The organism is Kitasatospora sp. NPDC004615 (assembly GCF_042873545.1).
Taxonomy (GTDB): domain Bacteria; phylum Actinomycetota; class Actinomycetes; order Streptomycetales; family Streptomycetaceae; genus Kitasatospora.
In genome coordinates, this window is the sequence record NZ_JBIALQ010000019.1 from 14,386 (window position 1) to 33,883 (window position 19,498).

Sequence of the window (19,498 nt, forward strand, 5' to 3'; positions counted from 1 at the left end):
TTGGCTTGCGCCGGGCGAAGGTCAGTGCCGGTGCGCGAAGGCGCAATCGGTGCGGAGGCACCACCGGTGGCCGCGTGGCGGGCGGGGACGGTGCGGGCGGCCGTTCGGCAGCGGTTCGGACAGCACGAGTGCGGCTGTGCGGGCACGGCGAAGCCGGCCGGGGTCGAGGCCGGCCCGGTGCAGCGCGGCCGTCTGCCGTTGGCTGTCGTCCTCGGCGAGCCGGTCGGCGAGCGGTCCGGGGAGCAACGGTGCTTCCCCGCCGATCACTTGACGGACGGCCGTGAGCGCGCCGGACCGGTCGCCGTGCAGCAGCCGCTGCATGATGGCGTCCAGGTCGTCGGGCTTCCGGTGCGCGCGGTCGATGGTCTGCAGGCAGGGCAGCGGTGGGCCGCCGAACGCCAACAGCAGTTCCTCGCGCCGCAGTTGCTCCGGCGGATGGTCCAGTGCGGTGAGCCGGCCGTCCACCAGCGCGAGCCGGTGCCGGGCGCCCCGGCAGTCCACCAGCAGCGGATCCGCCGGGGACGGCGGCGCCGCGCGCGCCGGGCGGTGGCCCGGGACGAGCGCCGCCGCGACCAGCGGATGCAACCGGTCGGCGTCCAGCGCCCCCGAGCGAAGCAGCCACACGTCGGGCGGGGCCCAGGTGGCGGCGTACGGGAGCACCGGCAGGCCGCGCGCCGCACGCAGTTCCGCGCCGACGGCCCCGTCGGTGGGGTCGAGCAGCAGGAACCGGCGGGCGGACAGCCGCACCGCGACCGGCGTGTCGGGCGGGAGCCCGTCCGCCGTGCGCAGCAGCCGTGCCTCGAACTCCCATCCGGCGTCGGCGAACTGACTGTCCATCAGGTCGCTTGTCCGGTCGGTGAGTTCGGGGGCGCGGCGGGCGTCCCAGAGGTGTCGGTGCAGGTCGAGGCGGAAACGTGGCTGCGGGCGGCCCGCCGGGGCATCCGCGTGCCACAGCGAAAGTCCGATCCGCTGGTCCGATGCCGCGTGGCGCGGCGCGGTGTGCGCCACCAGGTGGAACGCGGCAGGTCCGTCCCGCGGGTAGCGGGCGAGCGTGGCACGCAGCCCCGGCCGCAGCAGCCCGTCAGGGGCCGTCCGCGGCAGGTGCCAGCGCAGCAGGTCCGGAGCCAAGTGGCGCAGGTCGGAGCGCAGTTGACCGGCAAGCTCGGAACCGTACGCGCGGGCGACAGCCCGGACGTCGAGTTCCACGTCGAACCGGGCAGCAGCGCAGGCGCCGCCCCAGTCGCCGGCCTCGCGGCGGGCGGTGGCGGTATCGATCATGGCCGGGGGAACGGCGAACTGCCGTACGCGCGGCCAGAAGCAGGTACGAGTGTCCTCGTCCATCAGCGAAGTGTCGTGCATCAGCACTCACTTCGAAGGGACGGGACCTCCAATCCATGAGTAGTCATCGCCGGTGATCCTAGCTGGTCACCGGGCGTGCTGTCAGCCCCGTTCGGTGGCGGGGCCGCGCGGCGTAGGGTGGCGGCAGGGAGAACCAGAGAAGATCAGGGGCCGGGAGGTGCACGGCGGTGACAGGCGGGTGGCGGCGGCCGGTTCAGGTGCTGCGGCGGAGGCTGCTGCGGGAGATCAACGCGACGGTGCACGGCGCCGACCTTCATATGGAGCGCTACGACCGGCCGCTGGGCGACCCCGGGCTGTTCGGTCCGTCCAGCGTGGTGTGGCGGGTGCACGGACACCCCGCCGGGATGCTGGTCGGCGGATTCGCCGCGCTGATGCTCCAATCGCTGCACCCCGTGGCGATGCGCGCCGTCGCCGAGCACTCCGACTACCGCACCGACCCCACCGGGCGGCTGCACCGCACCGCGCGGTTCGTCTCCACCACCACGCTCGGCTCCTCCGCCGCCGCGGAGGCCGCGATCGCGGGCGTGCGCCGCATCCACCGCCACGTCCGCGGCTTCGACGCGACGGGCCGGCCGTACCGGGCCGACGATCCCGAACTGCTCTGCTGGGTGCACACCGCGGAGGTGTCCTGCTTCCTGCTGGGGCACCAAGTCTTCGCCGGGCAACGGAAGTTGACCGGTGCCGGGTGCGATGCGTACCTGTCCGAGGTGGCGCTGATCGGCGAACTGCTCGGCGCGGACGGGGTACCCGGCTCGCGCGCCGAGGTCGCCGCCTACCTGGCCCGGGTGCGGGGCGAACTGCGGGCCGGCCCCGAGGCGTTGGAGGCCGTCGCGCTCCTGCGAGGCTTCGGGCGCAGCCGGCGCGAGCGGCTCGCGGTGCGGGTGCTCACCAACGCGGCCGTCGGGCTGCTGCCCGGCTGGGCCCGCAACGAACTCGGCATCCGCCGCCCCTGGCCGGTACGCCGCCTCTGGGACCGCCCACTGGCCCGGCTGCTCGGCGCGGTGATGGTGTGGGCCTGCGGCCTGTCCCCGGTCAGGGCTGCCGCACACGCCCGGGCGGAGGCCCGCGTCGGGACGGCGGGGTGACGGCGGGCGGGTGACGTCGGGCGGGCGGGTGACGTCGGGCGGGCGGCGTCGCGCGGGCGGGGAAGCGCGGTGAGCTGAGCGCCGGCAGAGCGTGGAAGCGGCCGCCGTCCGGGGCTGGGTCCGGAATTGGCGGCCGTTTCGGGATCGTCGGCGTTCGGTGCTGGGCACTTGGGGAACGCGGGTGGGCCTCAGTACTGGGGCCGACGGCCGTGGTTCGCCTTGTGCCTGGCGCGGGCCTTCTTCTTGCGGCGTCGCTTGGACGACATGGCCACACTCTCCTCTCGCGACAGCGGACAACGGGCCCCCCGTCCACCGTGCGCCTGTCGTCGCGATGGTGCCAACCGGGCGCCGGGGACGGTCCGTTGCGAGAAGAACGCGGAGCGCGATGGCCGGGTGCGGCGGCGGATCGGGACGCACCATGGAGACGAGGGGGCGACGACTGCTGCGGGAGGCGAGATGTCGCATCACACGCACGGAACGCACGGAACGCACGACGCACCGGCCGACGAGTGGCCGCCCACCGAGACTCCGGAGGCCGAGATGACCGCCGAGGGCTCGCCGCCGCCGGACGAGAGCGAGAAGACGGCGGAGGACGGCCCCGAGTTCGCCGTTCCGGTGTCCTCGCCGCCGGAGCCCGAGGAGGACTGACGGGAGCGGCCCCCAAGCCTGGCGGGAACCGGCGCCGAGGGCGGTTTGGGCGGCGGATCGCGGTTACACGGACGGGCACACCAGTTCGTCCGTCGATCCGACTGTCTGATCGCCAGGAGGAAGCCGATGACCGTGATCTCTCGTCTGCCCGCCGCCATCGAGGACGAGTGGGACTGGCAGCTGCAGGGCGCCTGCGGGGCCGCCGACTCCCGGCTGTTCTTCCACCCGCCCGGCGAGCGCGGCCAGGCCCACGACGACCGCGACCGGGCCGCGAAGGCGGTCTGCGCCCGCTGCCCCGTCCGCGAACGCTGCCTGCGGCACGCGCTCGCCACCCGGGAACGCTACGGGGTGTGGGGCGGCCGCAGCGAGGAGGAGCGGCGGCACATGCTGCGCCGGCGGCGACGCAATCGCGGCCGGTGAGGCAGTCGCGGCCGGCGACGCAATCGCGGCCGGTGACGCAATCGCGGCCGGTGTGGCAGTCGCGGCCGGTGTGGCAGTCGCGACCGGTGAGCGGCGCAGAGAGAGGCGGCCTCCGATCGCAGGGGGCCGCCTTCGCGGTTGCCGGCGCGCGCGGCCTACGCGCGTAGCCGGGAGGCGTCGATTTCCGCCCAGATGGACTTGCCGCGGGCGTGCAGGTCGGCGCCCCAGCGGTCGGCGGTGCGTTGCACGATGTACAGGCCGTGACCGCCGGGGAGACCGGGTCGGTGGGGGGTGCGCAGGGCGGGCAGGACGGAGGAGGCGTCGGAGACCTCGACCCGCAGGCGGGCCGGGGTGGCGTCCAGGACGAGTTCGAGCGGGCCGCCGGCGTGCAGCATGGCGTTGCCGACGAGTTCGGCGACCAGCAGCACGACGTCCTCGCCGAGGTCGGCGTCGGACGGGGTGGACCACGACCAGTCGGCGAGCGCCTCCGCGGTGAACGCGCGGGCCCGGGCCACCGGCCGGGGGATGCCCGCCAGCCGCAGCCGGCGGCGCTGGCCGCCGGGGGGCAGGACCGCGCCGGCGTCCGGGCGGTCGCCGTCCAGGGTTCCCCGACTGGGCGTCACGGGCGGGTTCCCTTCGGTCTCGACGGCAGGCTCACGGGTCGGTTGCCCGGCCGGGGCCGGATTATGCCTGGTGCGGCGGACGGTACGCGGACGGAGGGTCTCACCGGTCGGCGTCGAGGGCCGCGTCCACGGTGTCGTGGATGGTGAACACGGCTTTCGCGCCGGTCAGTTCGAGCAGGTGCCGGACCGGCCCGGAGAGCGCCGCGAGCCGGAACGGCAGTTCGGTGTCGGCCGCGGTCATCCGGGTCTGCAACAGCAGGTTCAGCCCGGACGAGTCGCAGAAGTCGACCCGCCCGAGGTCGATCACGAGCGTTCGGAGGCGCTGGGCCAGCAGTTGGTCCAGCGCCTCTCGGGCGGGCTCCAGGGTCTCGATGTCCAGATCGCCCGACAGCGTGCACACCGCCGCGTTCGACGGCGTGTGCCGCACCTCCACCGCCAGGGGGGCCACGGGCATGTTCTCGGCTGGCATCCTCGTCCTGTTCCCTCGACCGGTCTGGTTCGACCATACGCACGGCGGGCGCGACGGTCGAGGCCGGGTGCGCTGTGCGGTGGGGTGGTCGGGGTCAAAAGCCCTTGCGATGTAAGGAATTGACGTAACGTCAGATCTCGTCGCCGTCGGCGGTCAGGCCGGTGCGCAACCTGGCCAGGGTGCGGGACAGCAGCCGGGACACGTGCATCTGGGACAGGCCGAGGCGGGCGCCGATCTGCGACTGGGTGAGGTCCTCGGTGAATCGCATCGAGAGGATCAGCCGTTCGCGCTCCGGGAGTTGGGCGATCAGCGGCTTCAGCGCGACCAGGTGCTCCACCAGCCCGTACCCGCCGTCCACCCGGCCGAGGCGTTCGGCGGGCTGCTGCCTGTCGCTCTCGCCGGGGACGGTCAGGTCGAGCGAGCCGGCGGTGTGCGCGTTGGCTGCGGCCAGGCCCTCGATCACCTGCTCCTCGGGCAGCGACAGGTGCGCGGCGAGGTCGGCGACGGTCGGCTCGCGGTCCAGCGTCTGCGCCAGCGCGTCCTGCGCCCTGGCCAGGTCGAGGCGCAACTCCTGGAGCCGGCGCGGTACATGGACGGACCAGGTGGTGTCGCGGAAGTGGCGCCGTATCTCGCCGACGATGGTCGGCACCGCGTACGTGGTGAACTCCACCCCGAGGCCGGGGTCGAAGCGGTCGATGGCCTTGATCAGGCCGACCGAGCCGACCTGCAGCAGATCCTCGTACGGCTCCTTGGTGCGGCCGAAGCGGCGGATCGCGAACCGGACCAGCGTCAGGTTCAGCTCCACCAGCGTGCTGCGGACGTACGAGTACTCACGGGTGCCCTCCTCCAGGCCCGCCAGACGGCGCAGCAGCACGCGGCTCAGCTCGCGGGCGTCGGCGGGCGTGGCGTGGGTGGGTTCCGCGAGGGCGCCGGCGGGGTCCGCGAGAACGCGGTCCGGGTGGGTCGGGTCCGCGAGGGCGTCGGCCTGGGTGGCCGAGGGCGCTCCGAGCGGCTCGGAGGTCGCCCCGGCGGGTGCGGACAGGAGAAGTTCATCAGTGGGCACAGGCATGCCTTTCCTTTCCTCGTCTCCGGCCGGTCCGTCCCCGGGTACCCGATCGGCTGAGGGGCATGCCTGGCAAACGTGTGAAGTTTCCGTGCCTGCACTCCCCCCGGCTGCCGGTGCATGCCGGCCGGCGGACGGAGCAGGCGCAGCGCGGACGCGGACCGCAGCCGGGCGGCCGCATTCGGTGAGGAGAGGAGAACACCATGGGCCGGATCGAGGAATCCGTGGAGATCGACGCCCCGATCGAGGCGGTCTACCGCGCGTGGACCGATCGCGTGTCGCTGCCCGCCCGCCCGCCCGCCTGCATGCGTGGCGGAGCGGGCCGCGGGGCCGCCGCCACCGAGGTGGTGCGGCTGGAGCGGATCGCCTGGAGCGGCGGCGAGGACCGGGCCGGGCACTCCGGCGTGGTCACGTTCCACCGCGCCGGGGCCGGCATGGAGGACGGCACCCGGTTGATGCTGCAGCTGGACACCGAGCCGCACGGCCTCTGGGACCACCTGGTGGAGGGCCTCGGCTTCACCGACCGGCACGTCATCGACGACCTCGCCGCGTTCAAGGCGGACGTCGACCGGCACCGGCCGGGCCTGGCCGCCTGAGCCGTTTCCGCTGCCCGCGCAGCGGTGTCAGCGGCGGGCGAGGCGCCGTTCGCCGCCCGCGCCGGTGGCGTAGTCGAGGTTGTAGTGCGAGAACACCTCGGGTTCCTGTTCGGCGGCCAGGATGCCGTCGGGGTCGATGGACGGCGCGCCCTTCACGAGGTTGCGGTCGTACGGGACCCGCACGTAGTCCGGCCCGACCACCGCGTCCGCGACCGGCACGAACACCAGGCGGCGTTTGCTGAACATCGGGCCCACCGTGACGGTGGCGAAGGAGGGCAGGTCGGTGGCGGTGTCGACGTAGATGTTCTCCAGGGTGCCGATCTTCTTGCTCTCCTGGTCGACCACGTCGTGCCCGCGCCACTCGCGGATTTCGGTGATCTTGATCATTGACGGCCTCCGATGGCTGGACGGTCCGCCGGGGGTACGGCCTGCTCGGCGGTGCGGCCTGCTCGGCGGTACGGACCATGGCGGGACGAGGGGTTCCCGACCCGTCCATGGTCATCGACGGTGGTCGGGTCCGCCCGTTCGCGCGTCGGTGTCCGGCGCGGGCGTGCGCGCCTCGGTGTCCTGCAGGAGCAGCAGTCCGGCCAGTTCGTCGAGCAGCTCGGCGACCCGGCGGGCCTGCTCCGGGTCGGGGACGGCCCTGGCGATGACGGGTTCGGCCGGTCGGGCGACCCGGGCCCTGATGTAGCCGCAGGCGAGTTCGGAGGCGCGCAGCAACGTGCGGCGGCCGTCCGCCGGGTCGGGCGTGGCGTCCAGCAGGCCGCGTTCGCGTAGCCGGGCGACCGAGGTGGAGACGTGGCTCTGCGCGAAGCCGGTGCGGACCCGGATGTCCTGCACCGAGGTGTCCGGGTGCCGGTACACGTCGGAGATCACCGCGATCTCGCCGAGGGAGAGGGTCGCCGAGGCGTGGTCGGTGACCATCTCCCGGCCGAGCTCGGTCAGTCGCTTGCCGAGCCGCAGCAGTCGTACGCCGTCCATGCGCGGCAGAATACATCTTCACAGATGCATCGGTACCGATGTAGTTTTCCGGCATGACGACCCAAGAGCCGGTCACCCCCGGCCTGCCCGCCGCCGATCACCTGAGCCCCGTGTCCCGCACCGCCCTTGCCGTGGCCCGGGGCCGCGCCTACGAGAGCGCCCAGCCCGACCCGCTGTTCGTCGACCCCTACGCGCTCGCCTTCGTCACCGCCGCCGGCCAGCCGCCGCGCCCCGGCAACGGCAAGCCGCTCGGACCGCTCGCCCGCCGCCTGCTCATGCACGGAATCCTGCGCACCCGCCACTACGACGACCGGCTGCTCGCCGCCGACACCCGCCAGATCGTCGTGCTCGCCGCCGGCCTCGACACCCGAGCCCACCGACTGTCCTGGCCCGACGGCACCCGCCTGTACGAGATCGACCTGCCGCCCGTCCTCGCCTTCAAGGAGCAGGTCCTCACCGCCCACGGCGCCCGACCGCAGTGCGAGCGCACCGCGCTGCCCGCCGACCTCACCGGCCCCGACTGGCCCGAACGGCTCCGCGCCGCCGGCTTCGACCCCGAGCAACCCACCGCCTGGCTCGCCGAAGGGCTGCTGGTCTACCTCGACGCCGACCAGGCAGCCCAACTGCTCACCACCGTCGGCGAGTTGTCCGCCACCGGCAGCCGCCTGCTGGTCGAACAGGGCCGTGATGTCAGCCGCACGCCCGTCGAGGAGGGCCTCACCGAGATGACCGCCCTGTGGCGCGGCGGCCTCGGACCCGGGACGGCCGACTGGCTCGACGCCCACGGCTGGACCACCCGCTTCACTTCCCTCGAGGACATCGCCGCCACCCACGGCCGCACCCTGCCGCCCGCCACCGGCACCGTCACCAACGGCTTCCTGGAGGCCGTACGGACCTGACCGCCAACGCCGCTGCGGCACCCGCCCGTTCGCCATCGAGCGGGCGAACAGGCCGATGCCGCAGGCGGGTTGATCCGATCAGGAGGTCGCGCGGTGCAGGAAGGCGTCGCGGTGGCCAGCGCCGCGGAGTCCGGTGGCGCACCGATGGGGGGCGCTCCCACAGGGGACCTGGTACATCGCCCGGTGGTGACCCCCCCGGGCCGGTCCGCATTGACGCGGGGCGGGTCGCGGTGATGGAGTCCGGACCGGGTCCGATGTGCGTCTGCCCTGATGGGAGGCTGGTTTCGATGGCGGGTCGGTCGATCACCGTGGTCGGGGAGTGCGTCGCCGACGCGTTCGTGGAGCGCGGCGCGGCGCGGCCGGGGGAGCTGGCACTGCGGGTGCTGCCGGGCGGCGGTCCGGCGAACACCGCGGTGGCGCTGGCCCGGCTGGGCACGCCGACGCGGTTCCTCGGGCGGATCTCCACCGACCCGTTCGGCGAACTGTTCCGCGCTCACCTGGCCGGCTCCGGCGTGGACCTGTCGGGCACGGTGCGGGCCACCGAGCCCAGCACCCTGGCACTGGCCGCGCTCGACGGCGACGGCCACGCCGACTACTCGTTCCACGCCGAGGGAACCGCCGACTGGCAGTGGACGGAACGGGAGTTGGCGGCGGCGCGCGCCGACGGCGCGGTGTGCGTGCACACCGGTTCGCTCGCGCTGGTACGCGAGCCCGGCGGCCCGCGGATCGAGGACCTGCTGGCCGAGGTGCGGGACGGCGCCACCGTCTCCATCGACCCGAACGTCCGCCCGCTGCTGGTCGACCCGGCGAACTACCGGCGCCGAATGGCCCGTTGGTGCTCGCTCGCCGACATCCTGCGCCTGAGCGCCGATGACCTGGCCCACCTGCTGCCCGGCACCACCCCCGAACAGGCCTGCGACCACTGGCACGAGGCCGGCGCCCGCCTGGTGGTGATCACCCTGGCCGAGAACGGCGCGCTCGCCTCCCTGGACGGCCGACGAATCCGGGTGCCCGCGCCACCGACCACCGTGGTGGACACCGTCGGCGCGGGCGACTCGTTCACCGCCGGCCTGCTCCACTCGCTCGCCGAACAGGGCTTCCTGGGTGGGAGGTTGGACGCGCTGACGCTCGACGGCCTCGAGCGGGCCTGCGAATTCGCGGCGCGGGTAGCGGCCCGGACGGTGGCGGTGGCGGGCGCCAACCCGCCGTGGGCGGGGGAGCTTTGAGCCAGGCCTCGATCACCAGGGCAGTGGGCCGTCCTCGTTGAAGAACTGGCCGCTCGGCCCGCCGGCGGGCAGGGTGGCCAGGCGGATGGCGATCGTGGCGCCCTGGGTGGGGGTGCGGGTGCCGCGGTGGTCGTTGAGGTCGGTGGCGCAGTAGCCGGGGCAGGCCAGGTTGACCAGGATGTCGGTGTCGCTCAACTCCTTTGCGTACTGCACGGTTACGGCGTTCAGGAAGGTCTTGGACGGGCCGTAGGCGGCCGAGGTCGGGCCGGTGAACGCCTCGGGGTCGGACTGGAGCGTCAACGACCCGACGCCGCTGGACATGTTGACGATCCGCGGGGCGGCCGAGCGGCGCAGCAGCGGCAGGACGGCGTTGGTCACCCGGATCACCCCGAGCACGTTGGTCTCCATTACCTGCCGGATTCCCGCCAGGTCGGCCGTGGTCGGCTCCTGGCGCCAACCGCCCGCTACCGCAGCGTTGTTGACCAGGACGTCGAGCCGTCCGAAGCGCTCCGTCAGCAGCTCGGCCGCAGCCGTCGCGGAGTCGTCGTCGGTGACGTCGAGCGGCACCCCGAACGCGTCCACGCCACGGGCACGCAGGGTCCGCACCGCGTCCTCGCGCCGCTGTGCGTCGCGGGCGCCGACGCCGACCTGCCAGCCCAACGCGCCGAGGCCCGCCGCGATTTCGTATCCGATGCCCTTGTTCGCGCCGGTCACCAGCGCCACGGTCCGCCCGTTCGTGTTCTCGTTCATGCCGTCCATGCTCCGGGCCGGTCCGGTCCGGTGGCAAAGACCGATCCGGTTGCCCGGCAATACCGTGCGGGTATCGCCGTAGGCTGGTCCGGTGGAGACCAGGGAACTGCGCTACTTCGTGGCCGTGGCAGAAGAGTTGAGCTTCGGACGGGCGGCGCGGCGGCTCGGAATGGCGCAGCCGCCGCTGTCCCGGGCGATCGCGCAACTGGAGCGGCGGCTCGGCACCGTCCTGCTGGAACGCGACAGCCGGGGCGTGGCACTGACCGCCGCCGGGCGGGTGCTGCTGCGCGAGGGCCGTACCGCGCTGGCCGCGGTGGCCGCGGCCGAGGCGCGCACCCGGCGGGCCGGGCAGCCGCCCGGGCTGGTGGTGGCCGCGAAGGCCGGCGCGTCCACCGAGCTGCTGGCGGCGCTCCTCGACGCGTACGCCGCCGGGACCGACCCGGAAGCGAGCCCAGTGCCGGTGGACGTCCGGCTGTGCCAATTCGGCGAGCAGGGACGGCTGTTGCGCGAGGGCGAGGTGGACGCGGCGCTCCTGCACCTGCCGTTCGACTCCACCGCCGGACTGGACACCGAAGAACTGCACACCGAAGGCCAGATCGCCCTGCTCCCGGCCGGCCACCACCTGACCGGCCGAACCTCGCTCCGGATGGCCGACCTCGCCGACCTGCCCGGACTGCCCGCGCCGCGCTACCCGCGCCACGACGGCAGCTACCCCGACGGCCCCGGCCCGGCAATCCGCGACCACACCCAACTCTCCCAGTTGGTCGCCCTCGGCCGGACCCGCGCCGTCCTCCCCGATTCCTCTCGCAGCCTGCTGCGCCCGGGAGTTGCCGTCGTCCCCGTGCTCGACGCCCCGATCGTGACGACCGTACTGGCCTGGGCCCCGGCCAGCCGGTCCCGCCCGCTGGCCGGGCTGGTCCGGGCGGCGAGCGTGGCCTTCGGTGGTGCGAACGTGGCTTCTGGAGAAGGCAGTTGACCGGATCGGTCAGTGTTCGGCGAGGTTCTCGAGGGCGGGCGGTTGCCAGGTGTAGGTGGGGGCGGAGCGGTCGAGCAGGACCCTCGCGGGGAGGCGTCCGGCGAGGGTGAGTATGCCGTCGCGCAGGAGGACGCCCGGGCGGGAGTGGGTGGCGACCAGGCGGCCGATGGTGTGGGAGCCGGCCACGATGCGGGAGGTGCGGGGGAGGCGGGCGTCGGAGTAGGCGCGGAGGGCGGCGAGTGGGTCCGCGGCGTGGTGTGGGGAGGGGAGGGCGGCGAGTGGGTCCGAGGCGTGGTGCGGGGAGGGCAGGGCGGCGGCGAGGACCAGCGTGTCCTCGATGGCCTGGCAGGCGCCCTGACCCTGGAACGGCGACATGGCGTGCGCGGCGTCGCCGAGCAGCGCAACCCGTCCGCGGTGGAACGCCGGCAGTGGGTCGGTGAGCGCCCAGACGTCGTTCCGCAGTACCCGCCCGGCGTCGGTGCGGCCGAGCAGTTCGGGTAGTGGGGCGCACCAACTGCCGTACCGGCGAAGCATTTCGGCGTGCTCGTCGCCGTCATCGGCGCGCTGTCCCGCCGGTGCGAGAGCGGCCGCGTACACGTACACCCGCCCGCCCGCGAGCGGCACGATGCCCGCCAGCGCCCCGCGTCCCCACACCTCGCCGACGGCGGTCGGTGGGTGGCCGGGGTCGTCGATGACGGTGCGCCAGGTGGTGAATCCCGAGTAGCGCGGCCCGGGATGGTCGGGGAAGAGCTGGGTGCGGGTGGCGGAGCGGATGCCGTCGGCCGCGACGACCAACGAGGCCTCGTGCCGGCCGTCGCCGGTTTCGACCAGGGCGGGAGTGTGCGCGTCGCCGGCGTCGAGCAGGGTGGCCGGCGAGTCGGTGCGGACGGTGCCGGGCGGGAGGGCGTCCAGCAGGGCGGCGATCAGCTCGGCCCGGGCGACGCCCAGCACCGGATCGCCGAAGTGCCGCTGCACGGCCTCGGTGTCGGTCCGGGCCAGCCACCGGCCGGACGGGCGGCGCAGACCGACGGCAGGGTGCCGCACCGCGAGGGCGCGCAGGCGCGCGCCGACACCGAGAACGTCCAGTGCCCGCAAGGCATTTGGAGCCAGGGCCAGCCCCGCGCCGACCGGTTCGAGGCTCGCGGCGCGTTCGTGCACGGTGGCGGGGATGCCGCGCCGGTGCAGGGCGAGAGCGGCGGCGAGGCCGCCGATGCCACCACCGAGAACGATTGCGGGGCGGGCGTTGTGGGCGGGGTGCGAGGCGGACGGCATGGCGAAGCTCCGATCGGCCGACTGGACTACAGCTGTAGTTCCGGGTGCTGAGGCAGAGCGTACTACGGATGTAGTGTGCTGGGGTCGGCGGAGGCCGAGCGGATGGCCCGCAGGGCGGACCGGGGCGTCCAGCGGGCGGTGGCGCCCGGGCGGGTGGCGAGGTAGACGGCGGATTGGGCGGGCGTCCAGCCGTGGGATTCGGCGAGGCCGGTGGCGATGGCGGTCAGGTAGGCGGCGGAGGGCGGGTTGAGGTCGGCGTCCGTGACCGTCCACGGGGAGGTGAAGGTGAGGACGGGGATCCCGTCGATGCTGCCGAGGCGGAGCAGCATCTCGTAGTGACTGGGGCCGAGTTGGTCGCGACCGGTGGTCAGAGCCCGGGTGAGGTCCAGGCCGGCGCCGGGTTCGCGGCGCATCTCCTGCGCGGCGATGTCGCTGAACTGTCCAGCCGTGAGGAGGTGGGCCCGGGCCGGCATCTCGCCGTGGCGGGACGGGTCGTAGAACCCGATGCCGCCGCCCCACAGCGGCGACTCGTGCGCGAAGTACAGGATCCCGGGCAGTCGGATCGGCAGCGACCGCGCGGGCGGTGTGCGGTCGCGAGAACCCCGATGCGTGCGGGCGGCGCCGGTCGGGCGTCCGCCGGTGAGGTAGCGCGCGAGGCGGTCGGTGCTCATGTTCGATCCGTACGCCGCGTACCACACCAGCGCGCTGGGGCCGGTCGGCGCAGGTCGGGGGCGGGTCTCGTCCATGTCGCAGACGGTAGCGTCCTGCTGGCACTGTGTGTGCGACGGCGCGGCAGGGTTTGGGAGTTGCGGTCGGGGCGCGGGATGATCGGCACCATGACTGTGGCGCGACCGACCCGGATTGCCGATGCGGCGATCGCCGTGATTGCCGAGCGTGGCCTGCGCGGCCTGACGCACCGGGCGGTGGACGAGGCCGCAGGCCTCCCGGTGGGCTCGACGTCGAACGTCGCCCGGACGCGCTCGGCGCTGCTCGAGGTGGCGCTGGTGCGGATCGCCGAGGTGGAGGCGGCCGGCATGGTGGGCGACGTGCCGACCCGGCCGGTCGGGGACGGCGCGGCGGCCCGGCGACTGCTGGTGCAGGTGGTGGCGGACGGGCTGGACCAGGCGCTCACCCCGGCCGGGCGAGTGCTGACGGTGGCCCGGATCGAGCTGGCGCTGGAGGCCGCCCGGCGGCCCGAACTCCGGTCCGTCTACGACCGGTTGGGCGCCGGCTTCGTGGAGGTCGCGGTGCAGTTGCTGCGGGCGTGCGGCTCGGCGGAGCCGCTCACGGACGCGCGACGGCTGGTGCGCTGGTGCGACGGCGTGCTGTTCAACGCGACGGCGGGCGGCGGCCACGCGCACCCGCCCGGCCGCGCCGAGTTGGCGGCCGACGCCGAACGCTACCTGGCCGCCCTGCTCGACGGCTGAGCGGCGGACGTCCGGTGGCCGTCGAACTGCCCGAAGGATCCTGGTGGGACTGGGACGTGGTCTCCTGGGACCCGTCCCGCCTGGTGCTGGGCACGGGCCACGACCTCACGTACCACCACCTGCTCGAACTGCGCTTCGACGAGCCCGAGTTGGTGACCTGCCCCGCAGCCTTCCAAGACCCGGCCTTCCGCGACCCGACGCCGGCCGAGACGGCGCACGTCCAGCGCCAACTCGGCGCGCTGCCAGCGGTGTTGGTCGCCTTCACCGCCGACGCGGGCGGCGCGGATCCGGCTGACGGGTTGATCGCGGCCGGTCGGCTGACCATCGTCCGGGGGACGGTATTCCGGTACTGGCGTGGGGAGTTGGCGCCGGGTGAGCGCCACGCGCCGTGGGTGCGGCCGCCGGTGGGGTGAGATTCGCTGCCGCGCGCATTCGGGAGTGGGAGCCCCAGTTGGTGAAATCCCCGGGCGAGGCGGGCCCGACGGGCGTTCGTCATCGGCACGCGTCGTGGAACCGGCGCAGCCGGGGTGAGCGGATCGCGGGCAGTCGGACCAGGGTGTCCAGGAAGGCCCGGTGGTGGGCCGGCAGCGGGTACCAGGGGTGCGGTGGAAGTGGGTAGTCGTCGCGCAGGACGCCCGGCGGGAGCACTCCCGTGGCGGGCATCGGCGAGGTCTCGCCCGGTCCGGCGAGGTACGCCCAGACTCCGCTGTCCAACGGCACCACCGTCCCACCGCCGTCGGACGGTTGCCACGGCTCGCCCGTGCCGGGGTGGCGGGGGACGAGCAGGACGTCCGGGCGGGGCCGGGGCTCGGGGAGGCCCGGGCCGGCCAGCCCCACCGAGCGGGTGTCGGGCCCGGGCGGGAGGTAGCGCGCCACGGCGTGGCCGAGCAAGTCGGCGACGGGGCCGGCGGGGAGGGTCACCGGCCGGTTCCCGGTGGCCACCACGAGGTGGGCCAGCGCGACGCCGACCGCGGCCTCCCAGCGGCGGCTCCACGACCCGTCGGGTTCGACGGGCGGGACGCGATGCTCGGCACGTTCCAAGTCCGCCCAGCCGGGCGGTGGTTGGGCCGGAAGCCCCGAGGGGCGGCGTACGACCGCGTCGGGCTCCAGCCACACCGTCTGCCACGAGCCGCAGTCGTCGATCCGGGTCGCTACGGCCCGTCCGCACCCCGTGCAGGCCAGATTGGGCCCGTCCCGGCCGTCCACGCCCTGGCAGTACCCCTCGCACTTCTCGAGGATCAGCGTCATGGACCGGGAGTCGCCGGGCGCGATGACGATTTGGTTCCGCGCGCCGAAGGACACCGAGTACACCGGCGCGTACACCCCCTGCCGGGCGGCCGCCTCAGCCCCGACGTCCTCCCACAACCGCCAGGGCGGCCCGATGGGCCGGGGCTCGACGGCGTACGTCGCCGGCTCCATCAGCGGAGGATGAAGCTCCTCCCAGCCCCCGTGGTGGGTGTGAACGGGCAGTGCGACCCGGGACATCGGCGCCGTCAGCTCGGTGCCGCACCCGGCACACGCGAACACGTCCAAACAAGCTCCCTCTCGCTGCGGTTCCCCGGGATTTTGCCCCGTTCACGGCGGAGGATCCAGTGGATTGATTTGCCCGTTCCCACCTGCACCGGACCGGCGGACACGCCGAGCGGGGGCGCTGAGCGAGGGCGCCGGGAAAACGCGGTGCGCCGGCCATAGGCTGCGCCTGGCGGAGTGCCCGGGAGCAGGGGAGAGGCGTGCGGAGCGAGGAACAGGCGGCGTGGGGGCGGGAGTTCCCGGCTCGGTACCTCCTGGTGCGGGAGGGCCCGGACGGCGACGGCGTGGACCGCATTTGATGCTCAAGGCCGGTCCGAGTGGCTGGCCCTCACCCGAGTCGGCCGCTACGGTCCCGGCCGCAGCGGTGGGACGTATCACCTCGACGGACAGCACGCCACCGACCCGACCAGCCTGCTTCTGGCCCTCGGCGAAGCCCTGCTCGGACCGGGCGCCAACTACGGGCGCTGCCTGGATTCGGTGAAGGACTACCTCGGCGGCGGCCCCGCCGTCGTTCCCCCGTTCACCCTGGTCTGGCACAACGCCGAGATCGCCTGCGGTGCGCTCGCCGGGTACGTGCTGGACCACCGGACCGGTGACACCTACTTCGACGTGACCGTGGAACTGCTGCGGGAATACGGCGTGACTGTCGAACTGCGGTGATGTGGACGTGAGTTGATGCCTACCCGTAGGGGTGCTCAGTCCTCGGCGTCGAACCACTCCTTGTCGGCTGCCCAGTGGGCGGCCCAGTCGGCGAAGCCTGGGCGGCCGTGGTCCCGCCGAACGGTGCGCCGAACGGGGTGGCGCCCTCGCCGTCGACGTACCGGACGTGACCGCGGTGCTGTCCGGTGACGATCAGGTGGCAGTACATGCCGCAGCCGTTGGTGCCGCGCACGACCGAGCCGTGCTTGAAGACCGGCTCGATCGCGTCGTCGAGCTCCTCCTCCGGAGCTTCCTCGTCGTCCTCCCGCACTCAGTGCTCTTCGAGCGGAAACGCCCGCGCCAGCACCAGCTTTCGCCGGTTGGTCCCCCAGCCAGCGGGCAACTCGGCGACCGGCACCAGCCCGTAGAACGGCGGCCCGACGGGCGAGCCGTCGGCGATCTCGGCGACGAAGGTCCGGTAGGGCTCCGGCAGGACGACGCCGTGCTCCGCCTCGAAGGCGTGCACCACCGCCCAACCGAGAGCGCGACTGCCTCCGGCGGCGGCGAAAGCGTCGCGGAGGGCGGCGAGTTCGGCCGGGTCAGGGTGTTCTGTGTGCGTGGGGCATGAATAGCGGACGGCACCGAGACTCAGCGGAGCAGGTGGACACCGTGGCCTCGGCGGTGCGGTGTCGGTCTCGCGGCCTATTCTGGCCGGCCACGGGCTATGACGTGCACAGCACCCGTCGTGAGAACTGGTGGGACGAAGAGGGTCAGGACATCGGCGCGGCGGAGTGGGAAGCGGTGGTCGCTGCCGATCCCGGCCTCGGGGCGGCTCCGATGTGGTGGAGCTCCGGGCGGGTCGTGTCCAAGCACCCGAGCGATGCGGTGATCGCGATGATGTGCGAGGTGGCGAAGGCGCTGGGCGCGCGAGTTCAGGGCGACGACGGTGAGTGGTACCCGTCGTGACGCCGGTGGGTGATCGGGTCAGCCCGCCGCGTGGGCGAGGGGCGGGGCGATGGCCTGGGCGTCGGCGTGTTCGCCGAGCCAGAGGCCGATGAAGAGGGCCGCGGTGGCCTCCAGGAGGTGGGCGCGGGAGAGGGGGCCGGCGTGGACGGGGGTGCAGCCGAGGTCGTGGACCAGGGTGGCGGTGTGGGCGAGGGCGTCCGGGTGGTCGCCGCAGAGGGGGACGGCGAGGGGGCGGCCGTCGAAGACCGGGGGTTGCCGGCGCCAGACGTCCTCGTGGCAGAGGTTGAACGCCTTCACCACCCGGGCGTCGGGTGCGGCCTCGGCCAACTGGTGGGCGGCGGACGGTCCTTGGCCGGTGAGAAGCTGGAAGCCGGGGCCGACCGGGTTGGCGCAGTCGATCAGGGTGCGGCCGGCCAGCGCGTCGCGCAGCTCGCGGACGACGCCGGTTCCCGCGCCGTACGGCAGCGCCGCGAGCACCACCTCGCCGGCCTCCGCCGCCGCGCGCAGACCGGCCGGGCGGGCGCCATGGCCGATCCGGTCGGCGAGCCGGCGGGCCTTGGCCGCGTCCCGGCCGCCGATGGTGACCGGGTGACCGGCGCGCGCCCACTGGGTGGCGAGCGCGTCGGCCATCCGGCCGGTCCCGAGAACGCCGATCTTCAGCGAGGAATTCATCAACTTCCCATTCTGTGCGGGGTTCGACTGATCTCCTTCGACAGTACGGAGCCGGCCAGGCACCATTCGGTACGTGACGACGACCAACGACTTCCTCGCCGACTGCCGAGCCCGGCTCGCCTTCGACCTGCTCTCCAACACCTGGAACGCCGTGGTGCTCTGGTCCCTGCGCGACGGCCCGCGCCGCCCCGTCGAACTGCGGGAACGGATCGGCGGCATCAGCGCGAAGGTGCTCACCGAGACGCTGCGCCGCCTGCAGTACCACGGCCTGGTCGAACGTCACCCGCAACGCCCCGGCGTAGCATACGAACTGACCGCACTGGGCCGTACCTTGCTGGCCCCGATCGACGCCTTCGGGGCCTGGGCGTTCGAGCACGGCGACGAGGTACTGGCCGCGCAGGAAGCGGCGGAGGGACGATCGTGAACCAGGTGCAACCAGGAGTTGCGGAGATCGCGGACTGGCTGAACGCCGCCGCCGAGGGCCGGGTCGACCGGGACACGGCGGACCGGTGGGCCGGGCGGTGGGTGCTGGACGATGCGCTGGAGTGGGACGAGGCGTCCTGGTGGGGGCTGAACAAGCTGTTCGGCATCGATCTGCGTTCCGGGCCCGGTGAACCGTACCTGCACGATGACGAGCAAGTGCTGGGCTGGGCAGTGGAGTTGGTGGAGCGGGGGGCTCGCGCGGGGGGAGTGAGAGTGAGGTTCGGCCTGCTTGCCCACCGCTGAGCGCTGCTCACGTTTCACCGGGCGACGGTCCACCGAGTGGTGCACCCGGGGTCGGTGACGGCGTGGTGGGCGGGTAGTCGTCGAGTGGTGGTCCGCTGGAAGCTGGGGCTGTGCTGGTCCCGGCGAGCAGGACGCTGCGCCGAGGCGTTGAGCGGTGACGGTCCGGGGCGCTGCGTTTGGTGTTCGCGCGACGGGCGGTGACCTCCCGTTGGTGCTCACTGACGTGCCGCCAGATGCTGCGGGAGGCCACCGGCGCGATCGTCTTGATCGGCAGCGCGGTGATCAACTGGGCCTGGCTGTGCGGAACCCAGCCGTCGCCGTGTTCGGGCAGGGGAGGGAAGGGGGGCGGTGTGCGGCGTCAATTGCGAGTGCCCGGCGTCTGTAGGGGCCGGGGAAATGCCCTGGTTGCGCGGGCACTTCCCCGGCCTCAGTGACATCGGGCCGGGGCCGTTCGGGTGACCCCCCGCAGCTACGTGTGCGGACGTGGGGCACGCGGTTTCGCGGCGAGCGCAATGCCGGGCGGTGCGGTGCGGTGCGGTGCGGGCGGCGCGGACCGAGCGGGAGAAGGGTGAACTAACTGATGGTCCGTCGGTATGGAATGCGGGCCGAGTCGGCAGGAACCTTTTGACGGGCGGTTAGGTATCAGGGCAGTCCACTCAACCCCGTCCACTGCAGTCGGGCCCGCCGCCACCGAGTGTGCCGCCCGGCCGGGATCAAGAGGAACTTCCATGGCACCACAATTCCGAGGCACCGCGATGCTCGCGGCCGCCGCAATCACCCTGCTCGCTGCCCCCACCGCCGCCGCGGTCGGCGCCCCGGTCAGCCCCTCCGACTCCACCGCCGCCGACACCACCGCCGCCAAGCCGAACGCGGCCCCTGCCAACACGACGGCTGCCAAGCCGGGCGCAGCCCCTGCGGGCACCACGACGGCGGCGAAGCCGGGTGCGAAGCCGGCGAACGGGACGGCTGCGAAGCCTGCTGGTACGACCGCGGCCAAGCCGGGCGCGAAGCCTGCCGGCACGACGGCGGCGAAGCCGGGTGCGAAGCCGGCGAACGGGACGGCTGCGAAGCCTGCCGGTACGACCGCGGCCAAGCCGGGCGCGAAGCCTGCCGGCACGACGGCGGCGAAGCCGGGTGCGAAGCCGGCGAACGGGACGGCTGCGAAGCCTGC

At 73.7% G+C, this 19,498-nt stretch carries 26 protein-coding genes and 1 pseudogene; 14 read left to right on the forward strand and 13 right to left on the reverse strand.

Annotation, left to right across the window (positions count from 1 at the left end):
* Positions 1 to 21: 21 nt before the first annotated feature.
* Complete coding sequence (locus ACFYS8_RS36110; protein ID WP_387649823.1) at positions 22 to 1,359, reverse strand: hypothetical protein; 1,338 nt, start codon at positions 1,357 to 1,359, stop codon at positions 22 to 24.
* 167 nt (positions 1,360 to 1,526) lie between these two features.
* Here ACFYS8_RS36110 and ACFYS8_RS36115 point away from each other — a divergent pair, with 167 nt between their 5' ends.
* From ACFYS8_RS36115 to ACFYS8_RS36125, 3 genes are all read left to right on the forward strand, one after another.
* Positions 1,527 to 2,444 carry an oxygenase MpaB family protein gene (locus tag ACFYS8_RS36115; RefSeq protein ID WP_387649826.1) on the forward strand — a complete coding sequence of 306 codons (918 nt, stop codon included), beginning with the start codon at positions 1,527 to 1,529 and terminating at the stop codon, positions 2,442 to 2,444.
* Positions 2,445 to 2,900: 456 nt separating this feature from the next.
* Entirely contained in the window at positions 2,901 to 3,092 is a 192-nt protein-coding gene (locus tag ACFYS8_RS36120) for a hypothetical protein (protein WP_387649827.1), read from the forward strand.
* Between the two features lie 126 nt (positions 3,093 to 3,218).
* Complete coding sequence (locus ACFYS8_RS36125; protein WP_387649830.1) at positions 3,219 to 3,512, forward strand: WhiB family transcriptional regulator; 294 nt, start codon at positions 3,219 to 3,221, stop codon at positions 3,510 to 3,512.
* A 155-nt stretch (positions 3,513 to 3,667) separates the two neighbouring features.
* Here ACFYS8_RS36125 and ACFYS8_RS36130 read toward each other — a convergent pair whose 3' ends face one another.
* The 3 genes from ACFYS8_RS36130 to ACFYS8_RS36140 form a co-directional block, all read right to left on the reverse strand.
* Positions 3,668 to 4,135, reverse strand: coding sequence for an ATP-binding protein (locus ACFYS8_RS36130; RefSeq protein ID WP_387649833.1), 468 nt, complete (start codon positions 4,133 to 4,135; stop codon positions 3,668 to 3,670).
* Between the two features lie 100 nt (positions 4,136 to 4,235).
* Positions 4,236 to 4,589, reverse strand: coding sequence for an STAS domain-containing protein (locus tag ACFYS8_RS36135; RefSeq protein ID WP_387649835.1), 354 nt, complete (start codon positions 4,587 to 4,589; stop codon positions 4,236 to 4,238).
* Between the two features lie 145 nt (positions 4,590 to 4,734).
* Entirely contained in the window at positions 4,735 to 5,673 is a 939-nt protein-coding gene (locus tag ACFYS8_RS36140) for a SigB/SigF/SigG family RNA polymerase sigma factor (protein WP_387649838.1), read from the reverse strand.
* Positions 5,674 to 5,870: 197 nt separating this feature from the next.
* On the opposite strand from ACFYS8_RS36140, the gene ACFYS8_RS36145 reads away from it, so the two are divergent.
* Positions 5,871 to 6,263 (forward strand): hypothetical protein, encoded by a 393-nt coding sequence (locus tag ACFYS8_RS36145; protein WP_387649840.1) that lies wholly within the window; start codon positions 5,871 to 5,873, stop codon positions 6,261 to 6,263.
* Positions 6,264 to 6,290: 27 nt separating this feature from the next.
* Here ACFYS8_RS36145 and ACFYS8_RS36150 read toward each other — a convergent pair whose 3' ends face one another.
* Together ACFYS8_RS36150 and ACFYS8_RS36155 are read right to left on the reverse strand one after the other, a co-directional pair.
* Positions 6,291 to 6,650: a PRC-barrel domain-containing protein gene (locus ACFYS8_RS36150; protein WP_387649843.1), complete on the reverse strand. Its 360-nt coding sequence runs from the start codon at positions 6,648 to 6,650 to the stop codon at positions 6,291 to 6,293.
* A gap of 111 nt (positions 6,651 to 6,761) precedes the next feature.
* The gene (locus ACFYS8_RS36155; protein ID WP_387649845.1) at positions 6,762 to 7,244 is read right to left on the reverse strand and encodes a MarR family transcriptional regulator; all 483 of its coding nucleotides are present in this window, start codon (positions 7,242 to 7,244) and stop codon (positions 6,762 to 6,764) included.
* 53 nt (positions 7,245 to 7,297) lie between these two features.
* Here ACFYS8_RS36155 and ACFYS8_RS36160 point away from each other — a divergent pair, with 53 nt between their 5' ends.
* Together ACFYS8_RS36160 and ACFYS8_RS36165 are read left to right on the forward strand one after the other, a co-directional pair.
* Positions 7,298 to 8,143, forward strand: a complete 846-nt coding sequence (locus ACFYS8_RS36160; protein ID WP_387649848.1) for an SAM-dependent methyltransferase — start codon at positions 7,298 to 7,300, stop codon at positions 8,141 to 8,143.
* Positions 8,144 to 8,430: 287 nt separating this feature from the next.
* Positions 8,431 to 9,369, forward strand: coding sequence for a carbohydrate kinase (locus ACFYS8_RS36165; RefSeq protein WP_387649850.1), 939 nt, complete (start codon positions 8,431 to 8,433; stop codon positions 9,367 to 9,369).
* A gap of 12 nt (positions 9,370 to 9,381) precedes the next feature.
* Here the strand turns inward: ACFYS8_RS36165 and ACFYS8_RS36170 are convergent, their stop codons facing one another.
* On the reverse strand, positions 9,382 to 10,119 hold the full coding sequence (locus ACFYS8_RS36170; protein ID WP_387649852.1) for an SDR family oxidoreductase: 738 nt from the start codon (positions 10,117 to 10,119) through the stop codon (positions 9,382 to 9,384).
* Positions 10,120 to 10,210: 91 nt separating this feature from the next.
* On the opposite strand from ACFYS8_RS36170, the gene ACFYS8_RS36175 reads away from it, so the two are divergent.
* Positions 10,211 to 11,095 (forward strand): LysR family transcriptional regulator, encoded by an 885-nt coding sequence (locus tag ACFYS8_RS36175; RefSeq protein WP_387649854.1) that lies wholly within the window; start codon positions 10,211 to 10,213, stop codon positions 11,093 to 11,095.
* 9 nt (positions 11,096 to 11,104) lie between these two features.
* On the opposite strand, the gene ACFYS8_RS36180 is transcribed toward ACFYS8_RS36175, so the two are convergent.
* Together ACFYS8_RS36180 and ACFYS8_RS36185 are read right to left on the reverse strand one after the other, a co-directional pair.
* Entirely contained in the window at positions 11,105 to 12,367 is a 1,263-nt protein-coding gene (locus tag ACFYS8_RS36180) for an FAD-dependent monooxygenase (RefSeq protein WP_387649856.1), read from the reverse strand.
* A gap of 62 nt (positions 12,368 to 12,429) precedes the next feature.
* The gene (locus tag ACFYS8_RS36185; protein ID WP_387649858.1) at positions 12,430 to 13,113 is read right to left on the reverse strand and encodes a histone deacetylase; all 684 of its coding nucleotides are present in this window, start codon (positions 13,111 to 13,113) and stop codon (positions 12,430 to 12,432) included.
* 90 nt (positions 13,114 to 13,203) lie between these two features.
* Between ACFYS8_RS36185 and ACFYS8_RS36190 the strand changes: the two genes are divergently transcribed.
* Both ACFYS8_RS36190 and ACFYS8_RS36195 read left to right on the forward strand, forming a co-directional pair.
* Positions 13,204 to 13,794 (forward strand): TetR/AcrR family transcriptional regulator, encoded by a 591-nt coding sequence (locus ACFYS8_RS36190; RefSeq protein ID WP_387649861.1) that lies wholly within the window; start codon positions 13,204 to 13,206, stop codon positions 13,792 to 13,794.
* A 14-nt stretch (positions 13,795 to 13,808) separates the two neighbouring features.
* Positions 13,809 to 14,207: a hypothetical protein gene (locus tag ACFYS8_RS36195; RefSeq protein WP_387649862.1), complete on the forward strand. Its 399-nt coding sequence runs from the start codon at positions 13,809 to 13,811 to the stop codon at positions 14,205 to 14,207.
* 79 nt (positions 14,208 to 14,286) lie between these two features.
* Here the strand turns inward: ACFYS8_RS36195 and ACFYS8_RS36200 are convergent, their stop codons facing one another.
* Entirely contained in the window at positions 14,287 to 15,213 is a 927-nt protein-coding gene (locus tag ACFYS8_RS36200; RefSeq protein WP_387649865.1) for a hypothetical protein, read from the reverse strand.
* Positions 15,214 to 15,801: 588 nt separating this feature from the next.
* Between ACFYS8_RS36200 and ACFYS8_RS36205 the strand changes: the two genes are divergently transcribed.
* On the forward strand, positions 15,802 to 15,984 hold the full coding sequence (locus ACFYS8_RS36205; RefSeq protein WP_387649867.1) for a hypothetical protein: 183 nt from the start codon (positions 15,802 to 15,804) through the stop codon (positions 15,982 to 15,984).
* A 19-nt stretch (positions 15,985 to 16,003) separates the two neighbouring features.
* On the opposite strand, the gene ACFYS8_RS36210 is transcribed toward ACFYS8_RS36205, so the two are convergent.
* Both ACFYS8_RS36210 and ACFYS8_RS36215 read right to left on the reverse strand, forming a co-directional pair.
* On the reverse strand, positions 16,004 to 16,294 hold the full coding sequence (locus tag ACFYS8_RS36210; RefSeq protein WP_387649869.1) for a hypothetical protein: 291 nt from the start codon (positions 16,292 to 16,294) through the stop codon (positions 16,004 to 16,006).
* A complete protein-coding gene (locus ACFYS8_RS36215; protein WP_387649872.1) occupies positions 16,295 to 16,492 on the reverse strand; it encodes a hypothetical protein in 198 nt (65 codons plus the stop codon).
* A gap of 131 nt (positions 16,493 to 16,623) precedes the next feature.
* Here ACFYS8_RS36215 and ACFYS8_RS36220 point away from each other — a divergent pair, with 131 nt between their 5' ends.
* Positions 16,624 to 16,929: a hypothetical protein gene (locus ACFYS8_RS36220; protein ID WP_387649874.1), complete on the forward strand. Its 306-nt coding sequence runs from the start codon at positions 16,624 to 16,626 to the stop codon at positions 16,927 to 16,929.
* Positions 16,930 to 16,947: 18 nt separating this feature from the next.
* Here the strand turns inward: ACFYS8_RS36220 and ACFYS8_RS36225 are convergent, their stop codons facing one another.
* Positions 16,948 to 17,589, reverse strand: coding sequence for an NADPH-dependent F420 reductase (locus ACFYS8_RS36225; RefSeq protein WP_387649880.1), 642 nt, complete (start codon positions 17,587 to 17,589; stop codon positions 16,948 to 16,950).
* Between the two features lie 85 nt (positions 17,590 to 17,674).
* On the opposite strand from ACFYS8_RS36225, the gene ACFYS8_RS36230 reads away from it, so the two are divergent.
* The 3 genes and pseudogenes from ACFYS8_RS36230 to ACFYS8_RS36240 form a co-directional block, all read left to right on the forward strand.
* The gene (locus ACFYS8_RS36230) at positions 17,675 to 18,025 is read left to right on the forward strand and encodes a winged helix-turn-helix transcriptional regulator (RefSeq protein ID WP_387649876.1); all 351 of its coding nucleotides are present in this window, start codon (positions 17,675 to 17,677) and stop codon (positions 18,023 to 18,025) included.
* On the forward strand, positions 18,022 to 18,327 hold the full coding sequence (locus ACFYS8_RS36235; RefSeq protein ID WP_387649877.1) for a hypothetical protein: 306 nt from the start codon (positions 18,022 to 18,024) through the stop codon (positions 18,325 to 18,327). The genes ACFYS8_RS36230 and ACFYS8_RS36235 overlap by 4 nt, the downstream gene beginning before the upstream one ends.
* A 728-nt stretch (positions 18,328 to 19,055) precedes the next feature.
* A pseudogene (locus ACFYS8_RS36240) lies at positions 19,056 to 19,498 on the forward strand (HU family DNA-binding protein); the annotation flags it as partial.